Genomic DNA, 19,895 nt, shown 5'->3' with positions numbered 1-19,895 from the left:
CGTACCGGCATCGGAATATATGCGAATATATGCATATATTATGCATACAGAAAGCGGCATAAGGCAAATCCGACACGCCATCGTTTCACGATGCGGCTGTTTCGCCATGTGACTTTTCACGATGGCGCGGTTTCGCGGATATGGACGACGCGGATCTGCGCGCCGCCGGCGGCATCAGGCCGGCGTGGCGGTGGAGGTCGCCGTGGCTGCGGTCGAGCCCGTCGAGTCGGACGGCGCCGGCGTGCCCGCCGTGCCGTAGACCGACGAGAGAATCTCGGTGTATTTGCCCGTGGCCACGAGATATGCCATCGCGAGCATCGACGCCACGCTGATCACCACAGCCGCGATGGCCAGGCCGCGCCCCTTCATATGGAACATGCGCGTGCGGCGCATGGACACGACGCCGAAGACCAGGCCAAGGATCGGAATGAACAATGACAGCACGAAGGAGATTACCGCGTAGCTGTCCCACCGCCCGTACCACGGGTTCTGGTGCGGGTCGTCGAGATTGATGTTGCCCATCGGCGTCCACAGGGAGTTGTTGCCCGGCGCGTTCTGGCCGCTTTGCCCCGGCTGACCGACCATCCCCTGCCGCGAATCGGCGCCGTAGGGCGACGATGCGCCGCGGGCCGCATCGTCGGAGGAGAGGGAGGCCGTGCGGCGCGACGCGGAACCCTTCGAGGAATCGCCGTCGTTGGAGCGCCCCGTGTCGGGAGCCCCGTACTTATACGGATTCCAGCCCGGGTAGTCGCTGGCCATCGCGCCATACTTGCCCTCGAAGGAATCGGACTGCGCGGATCGATCCGGCTGCGCGGGCTGATCGGGCTGCCGCGGCTGTGCGCCGGAGGGCACAGCGTGGTTCTGCGAGGACGGGTTCGGATTGATGTCGGACATATACCCTCCTTGGAACGATTCGGCCGGTCGGCCCTGCGGTCGGCGCAGCGGATGCGCGACTCCCGCCGGCGCCGTTCCTTCGGGCGCCGTCTATCACATGCATTATAGGGTTCCCGCTGAAAGACGGCTGGGAATCCGCTCCGCGCATACGACGCGCATATGAATTCCAGAACAGTTGTACGGCTTGCGGACATTTCCTGGCGATATCGACCGCAGAATCGTGGATGTTTGTCCGGAAACCGTACCATCGTTTCCGATACGACGGACGCTGGATACGACAACGCGGCGGCCGGGAATCCCGACCGCCGCGTGTCATGTGCCAGCGCGAGCTAGGCGCGAAGCTGCGCACCGAGCCTCTCGCAGGACTCGACGATGGCCGCGCGCAGGGCGTCGGTGTCGTCGCCGGTCAGCGTCTTGCTCGGAGAGCGGAAGGTGACGGAGTAGGCCAGGGACTTCTTGCCCTCGCCGAGCTGGCCGCCCTCGAACACGTCGAAGAGGCGGATCTCCTCGAGGTCGTCGCCCGCGGCCTTGCGGATCGCGTCCTCCACCTGGTCGGCGCTCACGCCGGAATCGACGGTGAAGGCGAAATCCTGCCTGACCGGCGGGAAGGTGGAGATGGGCTTGGCCTGCAGCGGCTCGTACGCCACGCCGTCGAACAGGGCCGTCAGGTCGAGCTCGAACGCCGCGGTATGCGCCGGGAAGCCGAGGGCCTCATTGACGCGCGGATGGAGCTCGCCCACGCGCCCCACCATCGTGCCATCGGGAAGGCGCACGGCGGCGTAGCGTCCCGGATGCCACTGCTCGGGCACGGCGACGCCTTCGGCCGGCTGCGCGAGGCGCAGGTCGGCGCCAAGGCGGTCGGACACGCGGCGCACGGCCTCGACGGCATCGCTCCAATCGACGGGGCGCTTGTCGCCTAACCAACCGTCGTCCTCGGCCAGGCCGGTCAGGATTCCCGCCACATGCAGCGGCTGCTTGGGCAGACCCGCGTCAAGCGCGGCGAGCTGCTCGTCGGTGGGCTTGACGCCGCCGGGCAGCGCCGGAACCGCCGGGGCCTTGGGATCGGCGAGGAACACATGGCCGATCTCGTACAGGCTCACGTTCTCGATGCCGCGGCGGATGTTACGCTGCACGGTCTGCGCCAGCGTGATGAGCACGTTGCGGCGCAGGAACGGGCGATCGCCGGCCAGCGGGTTCTCGATCTCCACGCTGTACGGCTTCTCGGCCTCGGGGTCGAAGGAGAAGGCCTTGTAATCGGCGTCGCCGACGAACGGATATGTCAGCGTCTCCACCAGACCGTACTCGGCGAGCGTGTCGGCCACCATGCGCTTGCGCTTCTGGTCGGCCGTCAGGCCCACGTTCCCGGCGGGCACCGGCGGCACCGTGGTCGGGATCGTGTCATAGCCCTCGATGCGCGCCACTTCCTCCACGAGGTCGCACGGCATCGTGATGTCGGGACGCCACGACGGCACGGCGACGGTGAGTTCGCCGTTGCCGCCGCCGCCCAGACGGCAGCCGATGTCCTCGAGGATGTCGGAGATGCGGTCGATCGTCAGGTCGAGGCCGGTCAGGCGCTTGACCTCGCTCGTCTTGAAGCGGATGGTCTGGCGCGGCGTCACCGTGTTGTAGTCGGTCGGCGTGGCACTGGCCTCGCCCCCGGCATAGGTGGTGAGCAGGTCGGCGGCCATCTGCGCCGCGGCGGGCTGCAGCGCGGTGTCGACGCCGCGCTCGAAGCGGCGCGAGGCCTCCGAGGGGATCTTGTGGCGGCGCGCCGAGCGGGCGATCGTGATGGGATCGAAATGCGCGGATTCCAGCAGGATGTTCTTCGTCTCGCTCGTCACCTCGCCGTACAGGCCGCCCATGACGCCGGCCAGGCCCAGGATACGGCCGCCGCGCTCGCCGTCCGGCGAATCGGTGATGAGCAGGTCCTCGGTCGACAGCTCGTGCGTCTTGCCGTCGAGCGTCGTGAGCTTCTCGCCCTCCTTGGCGCGGCGCACCACGATGGGCGGGCACAGCTTGTCAAGATCGTAGGCGTGCATCGGCTGGCCCAGGTCGAGCATGACGTAGTTCGTCACGTCCACGGCCAGCGAGATGGGGCGCATGCCGGCGCGCTGCAGGCGGTGCTGCAGCCAGGCCGGCGACTTGGCGGACGGGTCGAAGCCGCGCACGGTGCGCGCGTAGTAGCGGTCGCAGCCCACCTGTCCGTGGATCGGGTTCTCGTCATCCACGATGACCTCGATGTCGCCCTTCGCGTCATGGGCGAGCGTCGGGACCTTGGCATCGAGCGCTTCCACGGGGTCGGTGAACGCGGCGCCCGTCGAATTGTGGAATTCGCGGGCCACGCCGCGGTACGAGAACGCGTAGCCGCGGTCGGGCGTGATGTTGATCTCAAGCAGCGGCTCGTCCATATGCAGGAGCTTGATGGCGTCGTCGCCGGGCTTGATGGCGTCGTACTCCTCCGGGGAGTAGCCGCGCTCCGACAGCAGGATGATGCCGTTGTGGTCGGTTCCCAGGCCAAGCTCGCGCTCCGAGGCGCACATGCCGTTGGAGATATGGCCGTAGGTCTTGCGCGGCTGGATCTGGAAGTCGCCGGGCAGCACGGCGCCCGGCAGCGTGACGACGACCTTCTCGCCGGCGCGCATGTTCGGCGCTCCGCACACGATGCCGCGCGGCACCTTGTTGCCGTCCGCGTCGGTCTCGTTGTACTCGTCGCCGACGTCCACATGGCACCAGTTGATGACCTTGCCGTTCTTCTGCGGCTCGGGCGTGGCGTCCACCACGTAGCCCACCACGATGGGGCCGGTCACCGAGGAGGTGTGGATCTCCTCTTCCTCCAGGCCCACGCGCACGAGGTCCTTGGCGAGCCGCTCGTAGGTCTCGTCCTGCGGCACCGCCACATGCTCACGAAGCCAATCGATGTCAATGAAAGGCATTGCTCACTCCCCCATCACGAATTGCTTGCTGAAACGCACGTCGCCCTCGACGAGGTCGTGCATGTCGTTGATGTCATGGCGCAGCAGGAGCGTGCGCTCCATACCCACGCCGAACGCGAAGCCGGAGTACACATCGGGGTCGATGCCCGCGGACTTGAGCACGTTCGGGTTGACCATGCCGCAGCCGCCCCATTCGATCCAGCCCGGGCCGCCCTTCTTGTCGGGGAACCACAGGTCCATTTCGGCGCTCGGCTCGGTGAACGGGAAGTAGCTGGGGCGCAGGCGCGCCTTGGCGTCGGGGCCGAACATGGCCACGGCGAGCTTGTTCAGCACACCCTTGAGGTCGGCCATCGTGAGGTTCTTGTCGATGGCGAGGGCCTCGCACTGGTGGAACACCGGCGTATGCGTGGCGTCGAGCTCGTCGGTGCGGTACACGCGGCCCGTGCAGGCGATGTACAGCGGCACGCCGCGTTCGATCAGCGAACGCACCTGGTCGGACGAGGTCTGCGTGCGCACCACGATGTTGGAGCCGACGAAGCCGGCGGCGTCCTTGGCCTGGCTGCCCTTGACGTAGAAGGTGTCCTGCATCTGGCGCGCCGGATGGTCGGGTCCGAAGTTCAGCGCGTCGAAGTTGTACCATTCCGTCTCCACCTCGGGGCCGTCCGCGATCTGCCAGCCCATGGAGACGAAGAAGTCCTCGACGTCCTCGAGGAGCTTGGGAAGCGGATGGCGTGCGCCGAGCGGCCTGCGCTCGACCGGCTGCGTCATGTCGACGCGCTCCGCCGCGAGCGCCGCCTTCTCCGCGGCCTCCTTGAGCTCCTTCTCACGCGGACCGTAGGCGCGTCCGAAATCGGCGCGCAGCTTGCCGAGCAGCTTGCCGGCGTCCTTCTTCTGGTCTTTGGGAAGGCCGCCGATGGCCTTCGATGCAGCGGCGAGGGCGGAGTCGGCGCCCGCGTACTCGGTGCGCACGGCGCGCAGCTCGTCGAGCGTCGAGGCCGCCTTGACCTTGGCGATTCCTTCGTCGATGGTCGCCGTCAGTGCGGCGGCGTCAAACGTTGAGCTATCTACCACTGGATTACCTTTCTGGTTTCCTGGGTTCGGGAAGCCGCCGGCGCTGGCGGACGGCATACCCCTCCACATTGTCTTGGCATGACTAGACATAGCGCCGGACACGGCAACCCTAGCGCGGCCCGCGCCTGTGCGCCGCACGGCGGCCGCATCGTGTGCCCGGGGGCGTATCGCCGCCGGCGCCTTCCATCAGCGCCTGGCGCGCAGGGCGAAGGCGTACAGGAGCACGGCGGCGCTCGTGGCCACGTTGAGGGATTCGGCCTGGCCGTAGATGGGAATCGTCACGACGTCGTCGCACCGGTCGACGGTTCCCTCCTCGAGGCCGCGCGCCTCGTTGCCGAAGAGGATGACGTGCGGGCGGGCCAGGGCCTCGGCGGGGGCGTCGCCGCGCCCCTCGAGCATGTCGGGAAGCGGGATGGGGCGACGGCGCGCGGTGCCGTAGACATCGGCGGCCGTGACATGCACGCCGCGGTTGGCGGCCCATCCGAAGAAGCCGTCCACGTCGAGGCGCGCGACGGGAAGGTGGAACAGGGAGCCGGCGGTGGCGCGCACCACCTTGGGGTTCGTCACGTCCACGCAGTCGTCCACCAGAAGCACGCCGGCGCAACCGGCGGCGTCGGCGGCGCGGATGATGGTGCCGGCGTTGCCCGGGTCGCGCACCTGCCAGCAGGCGGCGATAAGAGGCACGGGGCGCCCTGCCTTGCGGGTTTGGGACGATGCGCCGTCGGGCGATGCATCGGGTGCCGATGTGCCGTCGGACGATGTGCCCGGCGCCGATGCGGCGATCGCGCGGTCGATGGCGGCCGTCGTCTTCAGGTCGACGGCGTCGCAGTCCATGACGGCGGCGATGCCCTGGCAGTCCGGGCTGATGCGCTCCATGACGGCCCCGGTGCAGGCATGCACGTAGATGCCGGCGCGATCCGCGGCGTAGGCGATGACGGACGCAGCGCTGTCACGCTTGTCGAACAGGGCGGCGCTGACATACAGGTCATGCACGGAACCGGGCATGAACCGCACGGCCTCGCGCACGGCCTGGGGTCCTTCGACGAGGAAGCGCCCGATCTTGCGGCGCGCGTGACGCGAAGCGAGCTCCGCGACGTGGCGGATGCGGTCGGACTTGGGGTTTTCGAGGATTCCTGAGCTGATGGGCATGATGCCATGATACGGCCGCGCCATGATACGGCCCGCACGCCCCTGGACTGGCCCGCATGCAGGGCGCCCTCAACCGCGATGACGGCGCACCGGCAACGGGAGCCCCGGAAGCAGAACCGACTGCCCGTGCTAGCGGCCGAAGCGCTCCAGGAACAGCGCCTCGGTGACGATGTTGTTCCTCAGTCCGCTCAGCGAAATCGACTCGTTGGGGCTGTGCGCGTTGGCCTGCGGGTCTTCGGGGCCGGTCACGATCACCTGCGCGTGCGGGAACAGCTCCTGCAGCTCGGGGATGAAGGGGATGGAGCCGCCCTCCCCCTTGTTCACGGGCGCCGTGTCGAAGGCATCGGCCATCGCCCGCTGCGCCACCTGGACGGCCTCGCACTCCGGATCCATGGCCCAGCCGCGGCCGTTCTCACCGCATTCCACGCTCACCTCGGCGCCGAACGGCGCATGGGAGACGAGGAAATCCGCGAGCGCCCGCTGCGCCTTACGCGGGTCCTGCGAGGGCGCGGTGCGCAGGGACAGGCGGAAGCGCGCGGCGTCGGCGATGACGTTGAACGATCCGTCGACGGGGTGCGCGTCGAATCCGATGACGCTGACGGACGGCTTGGTCCACACGCGCGAGGCGAGGGAGCCGGTTCCGGCTAGGCGGTAGGAATCCACGATGGCCGCATCGTGACGGAAGGTGCTTTCGTCGAGGTCTCGCTGCAGGCCGCCGACCGGCTCCTGCGAATCGATGCCGGGGACGGCGAGGTTGCCCTCGGCGTCATACATCGACGCGATGAGCAGGGACGACAGCGTGACGGCGTCGAGGATGGGGCCGCCGAACTGGCCCGAATGCACGGGGTGGCCCAGGACGCGCACGGTGACGTCCACGTCGGTGTTGCCGCGCAGCGAGGTGGTGAGGCTGGGGACGGAGGCGGACCAGTTGCCCGAATCCGCCACGATGATGACGTCGGCGTCGAATTCGGCGCGGTGTTCGCTCAGGAACGGGATGAAGCTGGGAGATCCCATCTCCTCCTCGCCCTCGAAGAACAGCTTGATGTTGCACGGCAGGTCGTCGCCCAGCGCGTGCAGGGCGCCCGAATGGATGGCGATGCCGCCGCCGTCGTCCGCGGAGCCACGGCCGTAGAGCCTGTCGCCCACGACGGTGGCGGTGAAGGGATCCGTATCCCATGCGGTGGGATCGGGCACCGGCTGAACGTCATGGTGCGCGTACAGCAGCACGGTGGGAGCCGCGGGATCCACGATGCGCGAGCCGACGACCTCCCACGCGCCCGGCGTTCCGTCGGGATTATGGGACTGCACCACATGGGCGTCGTCGATTCCCACGAGGCGCATCTGCTCGGCCACGAATTCGGCGGAGCGCTTCATATGATCGGCCGTGATGCCTTCGGCGGACACACTGCGCAGGGCGATTTTCGCCGACAGCACATCCACCACGCGGTGCCAGTCGTCGTCGACCCTCCGGCGGATCTCCTCGGTTCCCAGTGTCCGGACGTTCGTTCCGGCGTTTCCGGCGCCATCGTGCGCGGTAGCGTTCTCAGTGCTCTGCATGCTGTCTCCTTCGTACTCCTTATATATTGGGCGCATGCCCGGGCGTCCGGGGGCTGCCGTCCTATGCGTAGGCGCGTGCGCCGCGCCGCGTTCCGCACCGATTCTAGCCGCTGCGCGTCGAGGCGTAAACGTAACCTGAGCTGCATGGCTCATAACAAGACCTCGGACACGTCAGACAACGCAGATTCCTTGGCGTCCCCCGCCGCCGCCGGCACGACCCCCGGCAAGGGACGGCCGACCCCCAAACGCAAGGACGCCCAGAAGGCGAGTCTGCGTCCCCTTGTCCCCGCCGACCGCAAGGCCGCCAAGAAGGCGGAGAGGGCCAAGGCCCGCGAGAAGCAGGACCGCGAGTACCAGGCGATGGAAACCGGCGACGTGCAGCATATGCCGACGAGCGAGCGCATCCCGTGGCGCATCTATGTGCGCGATTACGTGGACGCCCGCCGCAACCTGGGCGAATGGTTCATGCCCATCGTGTTCATCGCGCTCATCGCCTCGATGATCGTGCAGCGCTGGTCGCCCGTGGCGGCGTTCGTCCTCATGATCGTCGTCTATGTGTATCTGCTGGCCGTCATCATCGACGCGGTTCTTATGTGGAGGTCGCTGAAGAAGAAGCTCGTCGCGAAATACGGCGACAAGGCCGTGGCCAAGGGCCAGCGCACCGGCCTGTACGCGTGGACGCGCGCATTGCAGATCCGGGCGTGGCGTATGCCGAAGCCGCGGTACAAGAAGCACGGCAACTGGCCGGCCTGACCGGCCGTCGCTCCCCCGGGCCGGATTGCGATCCGGCCTTTTTCATACCCGCTCATATCCATCTCGCACTTCAGGAATCCGCCCCATGGTCCGGGCAACGCCCCGGATCGACCCGATCAGAAAGGACTGCCATGTCCATCGTTCCACCGGTTTCTTCCCTCCCGTCGCACTCCGCTGACTCCCCTGTCTTCGATATCGCCGTCATCGGCGCGGGGCCGGGCGGATACTCCTGCGCCCTGCGCGCCGCCCAGCTCGGTCTCAGGGTGGCGTTGGTCGAGCGGGATGCGCGGCCGGGCGGCACCTGCCTGAACCGCGGGTGCATCCCGACGAAGGCGCTGCTGACCGCCGCGCATACCGCGGACGAGGCCCGGCACGGCGAGACGATGGGCATCATGCTGCCGCAACCGCAGGTCGACTATGACAGGCTCGCGGCCTTCCGAGACGCGAGCGTCGACACGATGGTCACGGGCCTTGAATCGTTGCTTTCCCGCCGCGCCGTGACGCTGGTGCGCGGCACGGCGCGACTGGACGATGGCGCGGCACAGGCAGACGCGGCGGCTACGGACGGCGCGACGGACGGCACTCGCCACCGCGTCATCGTGGACACCGCCGATGGCACGACGACGCTGGCCGCCCGCGCCGTCGTCCTCGCGACCGGCGCACGCCCCACCCAGCTCGATGCGCTTCCCTTCGGCGGCCGTGTGCTGGATTCCGACCACGCGCTGACGCTCGACCGGGTTCCCTCCTCCGTCATCATCGTGGGATCGGGCGCCATCGGCCTCGAATTCGCCAGCTTCTGGTCTTCGCTCGGCGCGCATGTCACGGTGCTTCTGCGCCACGGACGCCCCCTGTCGGCGTGGCCGCGCCGCGTGGGCATGGCCGTGCGCCGCGGCATGGGCGCGCACGGCGTGCAGTGGGCCGATTACGAATCCATCGAAGCATACGAGGACGTCGACGGCGGCATCGCCCTCACCCTCTCCGGGCGCGGCGGAGCCACGTCCCGCCTCGAGGCCGAGCTGTGCCTCGTGGCCGTCGGCCGCACGCCGGTCTCCGCCCCATGGGTATCCGATTCCGGCATCGAGACGGATGCCCGCGGCTTCGTCGTCACGGACCCTTGGGGACGCACCTCCCGCCCCGGCGTGTTCGCGGTCGGCGATGTGACGCGGGGCAGGCAGACGGCGCATCGTGCCTTCGAACAGGGCATCGTCGCAGCCGAATGCATCGCCGGCCTCGAGCCCGCCCCCGTCGAGGACGCCGCCTCGCCCCTCGTCGTCTTCTCCTCCCCCGAGGCGGCGAGCGTCGGCCTCGCCGCCGATGAGGCGCGCGCCGACGGCGCATGGACGGATGTCAGGGACACCGCAATTGTGACGCAGGGCAATGCACGCGTTATGATGAGCAGCGCATCGGGCGTCATCGACCTCGTGACCGCCACGCCCGCCGACGGCGGCGAACGCATCGTGCTCGGCGCGCATATGGCGGGGCCGCATGTCTCGGAGCTCGTGGCCGAGGCCGAGCAGCTCGTGCGGGGTCGCGTTCCGCTGAGCCAGGCCGCACGGGCCATCCACCCGCACCCCACCTTCGGCGAGGCGCTCGGCGAGGCGTTGCTTGCGGCGGACGGGCGCCCCCTGCACACCTTCTGAACCGCGGCACCTGACACAGACGGCAGACCGGGATCGTCCGGCGGCGCGTTTCGCCGTCGACGCAATCGGTCGCGAAGTTGGCCGACGCGCCTCGCCTTGGCCAAGCAATCGGCTACCATACACAGAGGAACGACACAGGGAACCCCGCGCCGCAAGAAACCCGCGCCCTCGGAAAACCGCGCCACACAACGCCGGATAAGGAACGTGCGGGCACACATGGCGCTTCCCAACACCAGAAGTTCCCCGGAAACGACAGAAGGATGCCCATGGCGACAGACGATTCGAAGACCAGGAATTCGAAAACCAACGACGGGAAGGACGGCAAGAAGCGCGGAAGGATCCGCGAGACCTTCACGCAGATCGGCCGGGTCTACCGCTATACAAGGCGCGTCGACTCCAAGCTGCCGTGGGTGATGGCGCTGAGCTTCGGCATCCCCGTGCTCATCTCCGTCCTGCTGCCGCTGTTCCTGTACCGCCGCAGCATCGTCGGCTGGATCCTCACCGTTCTCACCGGCGTCATGATCGGCTTCACCGTGGCCGTCTGGGTGCTCACGAACCGTTCGAACACCGCCGTGTACTCCGAGATGGAAGGCAAGCCCGGCGCCACGGCCATGGTGCTGAGCAACCTCAACAACAAGGCGTACACCTTCTACGACCAGCCGATCTGGGTCGACCCGCGCACCAAGGACATGGTGCTGATCGGCACAAGCCTGAGCGGCATCTTCCTCGTGGGCGAGGGCGACTATGGCCGCGTGCAGCGCGCCATGGACGCCCAGACCAAGAAGATCAAGAGGATCACGCAGGGCTCCGCCATCCCGATCTACCGCATCTGCGTGGGCACCGGCCCCAAGCAGGTCCCGCTCAAGGACCTTCGCAAGTCCATCGTGCGCGGCCATAAGATGAAGCTGCGCCAGGACGAGCTGACGAACCTCAACAACCGCATCAGCACGCTGCAAAAGCGCAACAACACCATGAACATGCCGCAAGGCATCGACCCCAGCCGCGTACATATCAGCCCGCGCGCCCTGCGCGGCCGCTGACGGAACGCCGCACCACAGCACGGCGCGCGCCGCATGGCATCCAGGCCCCGTCCCATCGGACGGGGCCTTTCCGTATCCGCATGCCGGAAACGCGCCGTCGCTTCGAAAATCGAAGCCGGAGGCTCGTTTTTCTGCGCCCCATCCGGGGGCATTCCGCCATGCGCCCATCGTATTGCCATGAATTTTCCTTGCAATTGCAAGGCTTGAGGGCATCATGAAACATATCCGTAACGTAAAAGTCGACTTTGCGAAACCGGTGACCCTAAACTTTACGATGAATTCCTAAAGACGAAAGGATGGTCAGATGACCGACATCAAGACCAAGGAAGACGTCGAGGCCCTCATCAACCGCGAAGGCATCGAGTACGTTTCCGTTCGCTTCACCGACCTCATCGGTGTCCAGCAGCAGTTCACCGTTCCGGCTGCCGCGTTCCTCAAGGACGCGTTCACCGACGGCATGCCGTTCGATGGCTCTTCGGTGACCGGCTTCCAGGCCATCAACGAGTCCGACATGAACCTCAAGCCGGATGTGACGACGGCTTACGTCGATCCGTTCCGCAAGCACAAGACGCTTGTGGTGATCTTCTCCATCGTGGATCCGATCACCGACGAGGCCTACAGCCGCGACCCGCGTCAGGTCGCCGCCAAGGCCGAGGCCTTCCTGCAGTCCACCGGCATCGCCGACACCGCCTACTTCGCCCCGGAGGCCGAGTTCTTCATCTTCGACAAGGTGCGCTTCGAGAACTCCATGGCGCGTTCCTTCTACGAGGTGGACTCCATCGAGGCTCCGTGGAACTCCGGCAAGGAATACGAGGACGACGACACCCCGAACATCGCATTCAAGAACAAGGTCAAGGGCGGCTACTTCCCGGTTCCGCCGATCGACCACTCCCAGGATCTGCGCGATGACATGGTGCACAACCTCGAGGAGGCCGGCCTGGTGCTCGAGCGCTCCCACCACGAGGTGGGCGGCGCCGGCCAGCAGGAGATCAACTACCGCTTCAACTCGCTGCAGCACGCCGGCGACGACCTCATGAAGTACAAGTACATCGTGCATGAGACCGCCGCACAGGCCGGCAAGGCCGCGACGTTCATGCCGAAGCCGATCGCTGGCGACAACGGCACCGGCATGCACTGCCATCAGTCCCTGTGGAAGGACGGCAAGCCGCTGTTCTTCGACGAGAAGGAATACGGCGGCCTGTCCAAGATCGCCCAGTGGTACGTGGGCGGCCTCATCAAGCACTCCTCCTCCGTGCTTGCCTTCACGAACCCGTCGCTGAACTCCTACCACCGCCTGGTCCCGGGCTTCGAGGCCCCGGTGTGCATGGTCTACTCGGCCCGCAACCGCTCCGCCGCGATCCGTATCCCGCTCGCCGGCAAGTCCCCGGCCGCCAAGCGCATCGAGTTCCGCGCGCCGGATCCGTCCTGCAACCCGTACCTCGCCTTCTCCGCCCAGCTCATGGCAGGCCTTGACGGCGTCATCAACCACATCGAGCCGCCGGCTCCGATCGACAAGGATCTCTACGAGCTCCCGCCGGCCGAGTACGCGAACATCAAGCAGGCTCCGGGCTCCCTCGACGAGGCGCTCAAGGCCCTCGAGGAGGATCACGACTTCCTCACCGCAGGCAACGTCTTCACCGACGACCTGATCGAGACCTGGATTGACATCAAGCGCGCCGAGATCGACAAGGCCCGCCTGCAGCCGACCCCGCTCGACTACGAGCTCTACTTCCACATCTGATGCCCCGCCGCATGGCGAGCGTCCGATGACGGATTGAATCCCCTTCCCTTGCGGGAGGGGATTTTTGTTTCTGTGGCGGGAGGTCGTGGGGCGAGAGGTTATGGCAGCGAACGGTGGGCGGCGGGAGACGGGGGCGGCGGGTGCACGATGCCTCCGCGTCCGTTAGGCCCGCCATAACGACGGCGGTAGAATCGTGGGACTACCCGGACGATATGGGGCGAAAGACAATATGAGGCGGACGGAAGGAGAAACCCATGGGGAACACAACGCATGACGCGACGGCCGAGCCGATTCCCACTCCCCGCCCTGGCAAGCCGACGCCCGTCGTGTATACGGATTTCGACGGCGTGCTCAACGCCTTCCCCGACTACACGGTGCTGCGGCGCGGCGGCGTGAACCGCACGCCGCTGTGGCTCAGGCCCGACGACCCGCGCGCCGCCATCTACTCGCCGCAGCATGCGTTCCATCTCGACGGCAACGAGCAGGCGCGCACGCCTATCGGGCGTTTCCGCATCCATTTCTCACGCGAGCTGTCGGACGCCATCATGGCATCGGCCGCCGCCGGAGCCATCAATCTGAGCTGGCTGAGCACATGGCAGCCGTACTGCGACGACATCCTCGACCCACTTCTGGACTGGAACCCCGCCACGGTCGGAACGATTCTCTGGTATGACCCGGTGACGAACGAGCATCGGCGCACGGGCAAGCTCGAGGCGGTTGTGTCGCGTCTGCGCTTCGAGAACCGCGGCGCCGATCCCGCGCCGCTGGTGTGGATCGACGACGAGGAATGCACGCCGCACGCGGCCGATACGCTGCGTGGCCTTGCGCCCCGCTCCCGCGTGCTCATGGTACGGCCGGACGAGCGCATCGGCATCTCACGGCGCCAGTGGCGGCTGATCCACGATTTCTGCGCCGGCGAGCCGATCGACGGCCTGGTGGCGCGCCCGGCGGACGATAATCCGGAGGGCAACGCAGCGGCTGGCGGTAGCGCGGCGAACGATGGCATGCCACAGGTCGTTCTGGACGAGGAGCCAGGGCTGATCCGACGCGAAGGCCATCTCGGGCTGTGATCCGGGCTGTGTGATTCGGGCGGGCGTTATGATCCGGAAAGGCGGCCGCGTACCACGCCTGACGGTAGAATCGTTTGGGAACGGCGCGCCGCCGGCGCCCGCAGCAACCGCAACCGAAGGACACAGCATGAACAAGCCGATCGTCACCGACACCGAATTCCTCAGCAAGCCGTCGCGCGAGGCCACGAAGGACGATGCGCAGGTCATCGCCGACCTGCGCGACACGCTCGCCGCGCATCATGACGATTGCGTCGGTCTGGCGGCGAATATGATCGGCTCCTCCGTGCGTATCATCATCGTGAGCACGGAGAAGGGGCCGGTGGTCATGGTGAATCCGAAGATCACCAAGCATACCGGCGTCTATCTGACGCGCGAGGGCTGCCTGTCGCTGGCCGAGCCGCATCGCGCCACGCGTTTCGAGAACATCACCGTGACGTGGCAGGACGCTGATTTCAAGCGCCATATGCGTGGGTTCTCCGGCTACACCGCCGAGATCATCCAGCACGAGATGGACCATCTCGAAGGCATCCTCGTCTAGGTTTTCTGACGCCGGATGACCAGCGGACCGGTGGCGGCGAGGGCGGCATGCCGGCATACGGACGTGGCTGTTCGGGAACGGCTCCCGTGCATGTCTCTTCCCGAGGAATGACTTATGATAAGTTGTCTGAGGAAATGGAGATAGCGCGGCGAAGCGCACTTATCCTCACAAGGTCGGAGGAACACATGGCCAATGAACACGGGTACGGGTCGGACCGTCAGTCCATCCCATCGAATGACGATTCCCCGTACGACGATTCCCAATACAACGATTCCGGGTACGCCGATTCCCGCTATGCCCAGCCCCGGTACGGTGCCGTGAACGGCGGCAACGGATACGGCGATGGAACCGACGGGACGGACGGCGGTTACGGCGCCACAGACAGCTATCGCAGCGCTGCCGCGGATTCCGTGGACTGGCAGTCGCTCTACGCCTCCGCCGAGGCGGATACCGTCGTTCCCAACTCCCCGTCCGCACGCCGCATCTATGACACCGACATGGATCTGGGCGGCGCGCAGGACGTCCCGGACGTGACCGACCCGAACGGATTGTCATCCGCCGAAGGCCTGCCCGGCGTCGATACCCCGTCCGACGCGGACGACCAGCAGATTCCCGCGCTGTCCAGCACCGTCGATTACGGCACCCAGCCGGCCTACGATGTCACGAACGACCGCGGCATGCAGTTCGATTCCATCGCCCAGTCGACGACGCAGTCCGCCGACTCGTACACCATGGACGGCGATGCGGCGTCGGCGCAGCGCGTGGAAAAGCCCATCGAGCGCGTATCCGTCACGATGAAGATCGTCCTCGGCGTACTGCTCGCGGCCACTCTCGTCGCGTTCCTCATGAACCGCATGTCGCAGAGCGAATCCGTGCGCTACCTGACGTCCTTCATCGCCTTCGCCACCGGCTTCCTGTTCTTCCTCTTCCTGTTCTTCTCGAACGGACGCAACCGCGTCATCACGATCCGCAAGTCCATCACCGCCGTGCAGATCGTGATTCTGCTGCTGACGCTGGGATGCGCGGCGGGCGCTGTGTTCAAGGGCCTCGACCTTCCCGGATACTTCGCCAACACGTCGGCCGACCTGACGTACGTGTCGGTGTCGAAGTCCCCGTACAGCATCAAGGGCAAGACCTCCGACGGCTCCGAGCTGACCGTGAAGCTCTCGCAGGGTCAGTATGACAGCTGCAAGACCCAGCTGGCGGGTACGAACCCGGCCAAGAAATTCGCAACGGTGCGGTATCTGCCGCATTCGATGACGGCGATCGACGTGACCTGCACCACCAAGTGACGGCGCGGCGATAATGCCACGATAGAAAATGGGAAGGGGTGGATTCGCTCAGGCGGATCCACCCCTTCTTGTATCCGGTTTCCGGCGTCCGGCGTCTGTTTCCGACATCCGGCGTCCGGAATACCCAGGATGCCAGGCCTCACGCCGCGGCGCGCCCCGGTTCATGCGCGAGCAGGGCGCGCGCGATGCTTTCGAAGCTGCGCGCCACATCGGAATCGGCCAACGCGCCGTTCTCGTCGAGAACGGCCGGACGCCCGCCTTCCGTCGTCTCCCTGAGCTCGGGAACGAGCGGCAGCTGCCCGAGCAACGGCACATCGTAGCCCAGCTCGTCGGTCAGCGTCCGCGCCACGCGTTCGCCGCCTCCCTCGCCGAAAAGACGCAGGCGCTCGCCCTTGTGGTCGAAGTAGCTCATGTTCTCCACCACGCCGTCCACCTGCAGCGGCATCTGCAGCGCCACAAGGCCCGCACGCACGGCCACCTCGGAGGCGGAGGGCTGCGGCGTGGTGACGACGACGAGCTCCGCGTTCGGCAGCGTCTGCGCCACGCTGATGGTCATGTCTCCGGTTCCGGGGGCCAGGTCAAGGAGAAGGACGTCGGGCTCGCCCCACCACACGTCGGTGAGGAACTGTTCGAGCGAGCGCTGCAGGCGCGGGCCGCGCCACAGAATGGCGCGGTCTGAGCCAGCGAAAACGCCGATCGACATGAGGCGCACGCCCCACGCCTCGGGCGGCACGAGCATGCCGTTGAGATTCGTCGGACGGTCGGTGATGCCGAACAGACGGGGCAGGGAGAAGCCGTAGATGTCGGCGTCGATGGCGGCGGTATCGTAGCCCATCGCGGCGAAGGTGGCGGCGAGGTTGGCGGTGACGGAGCTTTTGCCCACGCCGCCTTTGCCCGATGCGATGGCGAAGATGCGGGTTTTCGAATCGGCGCGGGTGAAGGGGTTGGCGCGACGCTCGGCCTTGAGACGCGCAACAAGCGCCTCGAGCTTGCCCTGGCTCATGGTGGAGGTGTCGATGGTGACGTTGAGCCGGCCGCCGGGATATCCCGCCAGCGCGGCCGTGATACGGCGGCGGATGGTGTCGGACAGCGGGCACCCCGGCACCGTGAGTTCCAGATGCACGGTCACATCCCATGCGGGGGCGGAGGGATCCGGAGCCTGGGCCGGATTCTCGGCCGGATCCGGGGCGGAATCCGACGCCTGGAGCGGATCGGACGGCGCGGATGCCGACCGCGCCACGTCGACGCCCGACACCATGCCGAGGTCGACGATGGTGCGCCCCAGCTCGGGGTCCATGACGTGCCCGAGCGCCGCCATGACATCGTCATGCACGCGCCCGTCGGTGAAAGTAGTGCTCATGTCTTCCGTTCTTTCCTCTGTGCCGGCGCGGGGTTCACCGACGCGGTTTACCGACACGATCCATCGGCCGTCCGCGCCGCGTTCCGCCACCCCACTGTATTGCCGGGCGTCCGATGGCACAAGACCCTCCGATGACGCACGACGTCTCAAAGCGCGGTGCCGTCGTCCTTCTGCGAGTCCTTCTGTGCATCCTCCCCGGCGTCGGCCGTGAAGCGGCCGGTCTCGAGGAAATGCGCGAACTGGCTCTGGTCGATCATGGGGATGCCGAGCTCCTCCGCCTTCGTCACCTTCGCCGCACCGGGCGCCGTGCCGGTCACCACAACGGTTGTTTTGCGGCTCACGCTCGACGTGGCCTTCCCACCACGTTCCTCGATGGCGGTTTTCGCCTCCTCGCGCGAATAGCCGTCCACCGTTCCGGTCACGACCACCACCATGCCGTCCAGCGTCTGGGCGAGCTGGGACGCGACTGCACCCGTCTCGTCGGTGCTGCCGAGCCCGGCGAGCTTCCACGACGTCAGGATCCTCCCGCGCCAGTCCCCCGGCTCGTGGGCCTTGGCGAACCAGTCGTGGATGATATGCGCCTTGTCGTCGCCGATGCCGGGAACCTGCGCCAGCTCCTCCTCGGAGGCGTTCTCGACCGCCTCGAGGGAGCCGAAGGCGCCGGCGAGCTCACGCGCGGTGGGCGGGCCGACGGTGCGGATGGACAGGGCGACGAGCACGCGCCACAGGTCGGCGTGCCGTGCGGCGGAGATTTCCGAAAGCATGTCGAGCGTCGTTTTGGCCGGCTCGGTGTCGGCAATCGTCTCGCTTTTCTTCGGCGCCTTGAAGAACGCGTACTCCTGCCGCCAGAGTCCCGACATGCCGAGCTTCCTGCGGATCTCGCGCTTCTTGCCCGTTTTCGGATCGGTTACTTTCTGCACCTCGACCACGGGGATCTGGCGCCACACACGCACGTCGCGCAGCTGGTCGGCCGTCAGGGAGAACAAATCCGCCTCGCTTGTCAGAACCGGCGTCTGCACGGCGGGCAACTGCAGTCCGGACGCAGGCACATAGGGTTCGGGCTCCTGGCCCGGCTTCACCTTGATCTCCTTGTGGTCGGGGTCATAGGCGCCCAGTTCGGGGCGGTCGGCTTCCGGATTCGTCAGCGCGACGGCCGCCTGGATGCCCAGATGCTCGATGTCAAGCGCCTTGCGCGAGGCGAGGTTGTAGATGCGCTCGGTCAGCTGCGCGGGACAGGTCTCGATATTGGGGCACCGGATGTCGATGTCGCCTTCCTTGGCCGGAGCAAGCGGCGTGCCGCAGCTGGGGCAGACGGAAGGCATGACGAATTCGCGCAGGTTCGCGTTGCCCTCCCTTTTCGACAGCACAGGCCCCACGATTTCGGGAATCACGTCGCCCGCCTTGTGGATGATGACGGTGTCTCCGATGAGCAGGTTCTTCTCCTTGACCACCTGCGCGTTATGCAGCGTGGCGCGGGACACGGTGGAGCCTGCCACGTAGACGGGGTCGAGCACGGCGACGGGCGTGACGCGCCCCGTGCGCCCCACCTGCACGATGATGTCGCGCAGAACGGTGTTGACCTCCTCGGGCGGGTACTTGTAGGCGATGCCCCAGCGCGGGGCGCGCGACGTGGCGCCGAGCCGGCGCTGCAAGGAGAGATCGTCGACCTTGACCACGATGCCGTCGAGCGCATGCTCGATGTCGTTGCGATGCTCGGCGTAGTACTCCACCATGTCGATGATCTCGTCAAAGGAGGAGACCTTACGGTTATGCGGCGAAACGGGCACGCCCCACGTCGCGTACAGGTCGTAGGCCTGCGATTGGTCCTGGATGGCGTCATGCCGCGGGTCCGCGTGCTCGCCCCAGACGAGGCGGCCGATGCCGTGCGCGTAGAAGCTCAGGCGGCGCGAGGCTGTGACGCGCGGGTCCTTCTGACGCAGGGAGCCGGCGGCGGCGTTGCGAGGATTCGCGAACACGGGCTGCCCCATCTGCCTCTGGCGGTCGTTAAGCATCTGGAAATCGTCGAAGCGCATGAAAACCTCGCCGCGGATCTCGACGAGCTCGGGGATGTCCTCATGCGGACCGCCGAGGTTTTGCGGAATCGTGGAAATCGTGCGCACGTTGGGCGTGATGTCTTCGCCGATGACGCCGTCTCCGCGTGTCAGGCCCTGTTCGAGCACGCCGTTGCGGTAGATGAGATTCAGCGCCAGGCCGTCGATCTTGACCTCGCAGGTCATGGGAAGCGGCTTGCCCTCGGGCCAGTCGAGGGCGGCGCGCACGCCGTCGTACCAGTCATGCAGCTCTTCGTAGCTGAAGACATCGTCGAGCGAGAGCATGCGCGAGGGATGGCGCACGGAGGCGAAGTCGGAGGAGACCTGTCCGCCGACACGATGGGTCGGCGATTGCGGGTCGTCCAGCTCGGGATAGGCGGCCTCGAGCGCCAGAAGCGTGTTCATGCGGGCGTCGTAGGCGGCGTCGGAGGAGACAGGCGCATCCTTGACGTAGTAGGCGATCTGGTCGGATTCCACCCAGGCGGCGACCCTCGCCCACAGCCTCGCCGCGCGGGCCGGGCCGAGAGTCGTCACATCAAGCGCCGTCAGGCGCGCGGCATCCGAGTCGGTCGGCTGCAGATGCGCGATCCACGCATCGCTTCCCGGTTCCTCGTCGGGAGACGCGCTATCAGCCGCGCTGTCGGGAGACGATGCGGGCGCAGCGTCGTCGGCTGCGGACATTGCCTCGGGCGTCGACGCGTCGGCCTTGCCATCGTCGGCAGCGCCACGGCCCGTCTGAGGCACGGGGTCGGGATCGTCGGAGTCGAAATCCCATGCAAGCTGTTCGTCTGTCATATCTGTGCGCC

14 protein-coding genes are annotated in these 19,895 nt (G+C 66.8%); 7 read left to right on the top strand and 7 right to left on the bottom strand.

Annotation, left to right across the window (positions count from 1 at the left end):
- Positions 1-174: 174 nt before the first annotated feature.
- The 5 genes from PSRA_RS01970 to PSRA_RS01950 all read right to left on the bottom strand — a co-directional run bounded on the left by PSRA_RS01970 (position 175) and on the right by PSRA_RS01950 (position 7,604).
- The gene (locus tag PSRA_RS01970; protein WP_094660175.1) at positions 175-894 is read right to left on the bottom strand and encodes a DUF4190 domain-containing protein; all 720 of its coding nucleotides are present in this window, start codon (positions 892-894) and stop codon (positions 175-177) included.
- 329 nt (positions 895-1,223) lie between these two features.
- On the bottom strand, positions 1,224-3,827 hold the full coding sequence (gene pheT, locus PSRA_RS01965) for a phenylalanine--tRNA ligase subunit beta (RefSeq protein WP_094660174.1): 2,604 nt from the start codon (positions 3,825-3,827) through the stop codon (positions 1,224-1,226).
- A gap of 3 nt (positions 3,828-3,830) precedes the next feature.
- On the bottom strand, positions 3,831-4,898 hold the full coding sequence (gene pheS / locus PSRA_RS01960) for a phenylalanine--tRNA ligase subunit alpha (protein ID WP_169712461.1): 1,068 nt from the start codon (positions 4,896-4,898) through the stop codon (positions 3,831-3,833).
- A 186-nt stretch (positions 4,899-5,084) separates the two neighbouring features.
- Entirely contained in the window at positions 5,085-6,047 is a 963-nt protein-coding gene (locus PSRA_RS01955) for a TrmH family RNA methyltransferase (RefSeq protein ID WP_094660172.1), read from the bottom strand.
- 129 nt (positions 6,048-6,176) lie between these two features.
- On the bottom strand, positions 6,177-7,604 hold the full coding sequence (locus PSRA_RS01950) for a dipeptidase (protein WP_094660171.1): 1,428 nt from the start codon (positions 7,602-7,604) through the stop codon (positions 6,177-6,179).
- A gap of 144 nt (positions 7,605-7,748) precedes the next feature.
- On the opposite strand from PSRA_RS01950, the gene PSRA_RS01945 reads away from it, so the two are divergent.
- The 7 genes from PSRA_RS01945 to PSRA_RS01915 all read left to right on the top strand — a co-directional run bounded on the left by PSRA_RS01945 (position 7,749) and on the right by PSRA_RS01915 (position 15,678).
- A complete protein-coding gene (locus PSRA_RS01945; protein WP_094660170.1) occupies positions 7,749-8,357 on the top strand; it encodes a DUF3043 domain-containing protein in 609 nt (202 codons plus the stop codon).
- 131 nt (positions 8,358-8,488) lie between these two features.
- On the top strand, positions 8,489-9,997 hold the full coding sequence (locus PSRA_RS01940) for an FAD-dependent oxidoreductase (protein ID WP_094660169.1): 1,509 nt from the start codon (positions 8,489-8,491) through the stop codon (positions 9,995-9,997).
- 266 nt (positions 9,998-10,263) lie between these two features.
- Positions 10,264-11,037 carry a DUF4191 domain-containing protein gene (locus tag PSRA_RS01935; protein WP_094660168.1) on the top strand — a complete coding sequence of 258 codons (774 nt, stop codon included), beginning with the start codon at positions 10,264-10,266 and terminating at the stop codon, positions 11,035-11,037.
- 304 nt (positions 11,038-11,341) lie between these two features.
- Positions 11,342-12,778: a type I glutamate--ammonia ligase gene (gene glnA / locus PSRA_RS01930; RefSeq protein ID WP_094660167.1), complete on the top strand. Its 1,437-nt coding sequence runs from the start codon at positions 11,342-11,344 to the stop codon at positions 12,776-12,778.
- Positions 12,779-13,032: 254 nt separating this feature from the next.
- Complete coding sequence (locus tag PSRA_RS01925; protein ID WP_094660166.1) at positions 13,033-13,848, top strand: hypothetical protein; 816 nt, start codon at positions 13,033-13,035, stop codon at positions 13,846-13,848.
- A gap of 127 nt (positions 13,849-13,975) precedes the next feature.
- Complete coding sequence (locus tag PSRA_RS01920) at positions 13,976-14,386, top strand: peptide deformylase (protein ID WP_094660165.1); 411 nt, start codon at positions 13,976-13,978, stop codon at positions 14,384-14,386.
- Positions 14,387-14,571: 185 nt separating this feature from the next.
- Entirely contained in the window at positions 14,572-15,678 is a 1,107-nt protein-coding gene (locus PSRA_RS01915) for a hypothetical protein (protein WP_094660164.1), read from the top strand.
- A gap of 139 nt (positions 15,679-15,817) precedes the next feature.
- Here PSRA_RS01915 and PSRA_RS01910 read toward each other — a convergent pair whose 3' ends face one another.
- Together PSRA_RS01910 and ligA are read right to left on the bottom strand one after the other, a co-directional pair.
- On the bottom strand, positions 15,818-17,038 hold the full coding sequence (locus PSRA_RS01910; RefSeq protein ID WP_169712460.1) for an Mrp/NBP35 family ATP-binding protein: 1,221 nt from the start codon (positions 17,036-17,038) through the stop codon (positions 15,818-15,820).
- 146 nt (positions 17,039-17,184) lie between these two features.
- Positions 17,185-19,884: an NAD-dependent DNA ligase LigA gene (gene ligA, locus PSRA_RS01905; protein ID WP_245834831.1), complete on the bottom strand. Its 2,700-nt coding sequence runs from the start codon at positions 19,882-19,884 to the stop codon at positions 17,185-17,187.
- Positions 19,885-19,895 lie beyond the last annotated feature (11 nt).

Origin of the sequence: Pseudoscardovia radai (genome assembly GCF_002259605.1) — a bacterium.
In the GTDB taxonomy this organism is placed as follows: domain Bacteria; phylum Actinomycetota; class Actinomycetes; order Actinomycetales; family Bifidobacteriaceae; genus Pseudoscardovia; species Pseudoscardovia radai.
This window is presented reverse-complemented; position numbering and strand designations above follow the sequence as displayed.

What these genes read in the sequence shown, in the direction of transcription:
- PSRA_RS01970 (WP_094660175.1), bottom strand. Translation starts at nt 894, where the DNA reads ATGTCCGACATCAATCCGAACCCGTCCTCGCAGAACCACGCTGTGCCC.
- pheT (WP_094660174.1), bottom strand. Translation starts at nt 3,827, where the DNA reads ATGCCTTTCATTGACATCGATTGGCTTCGTGAGCATGTGGCGGTGCCG.
- PSRA_RS01955 (WP_094660172.1), bottom strand. Translation starts at nt 6,047, where the DNA reads ATGCCCATCAGCTCAGGAATCCTCGAAAACCCCAAGTCCGACCGCATC.
- PSRA_RS01950 (WP_094660171.1), bottom strand. Translation starts at nt 7,604, where the DNA reads ATGCAGAGCACTGAGAACGCTACCGCGCACGATGGCGCCGGAAACGCC.
- PSRA_RS01945 (WP_094660170.1), top strand. Translation starts at nt 7,749, where the DNA reads ATGGCTCATAACAAGACCTCGGACACGTCAGACAACGCAGATTCCTTG.
- PSRA_RS01940 (WP_094660169.1), top strand. Translation starts at nt 8,489, where the DNA reads ATGTCCATCGTTCCACCGGTTTCTTCCCTCCCGTCGCACTCCGCTGAC.
- PSRA_RS01935 (WP_094660168.1), top strand. Translation starts at nt 10,264, where the DNA reads ATGGCGACAGACGATTCGAAGACCAGGAATTCGAAAACCAACGACGGG.
- glnA (WP_094660167.1), top strand. Translation starts at nt 11,342, where the DNA reads ATGACCGACATCAAGACCAAGGAAGACGTCGAGGCCCTCATCAACCGC.
- PSRA_RS01925 (WP_094660166.1), top strand. Translation starts at nt 13,033, where the DNA reads ATGGGGAACACAACGCATGACGCGACGGCCGAGCCGATTCCCACTCCC.
- PSRA_RS01920 (WP_094660165.1), top strand. Translation starts at nt 13,976, where the DNA reads ATGAACAAGCCGATCGTCACCGACACCGAATTCCTCAGCAAGCCGTCG.
- PSRA_RS01915 (WP_094660164.1), top strand. Translation starts at nt 14,572, where the DNA reads ATGGCCAATGAACACGGGTACGGGTCGGACCGTCAGTCCATCCCATCG.
- PSRA_RS01910 (WP_169712460.1), bottom strand. Translation starts at nt 17,038, where the DNA reads ATGAGCACTACTTTCACCGACGGGCGCGTGCATGACGATGTCATGGCG.
- ligA (WP_245834831.1), bottom strand. Translation starts at nt 19,884, where the DNA reads ATGACAGACGAACAGCTTGCATGGGATTTCGACTCCGACGATCCCGAC.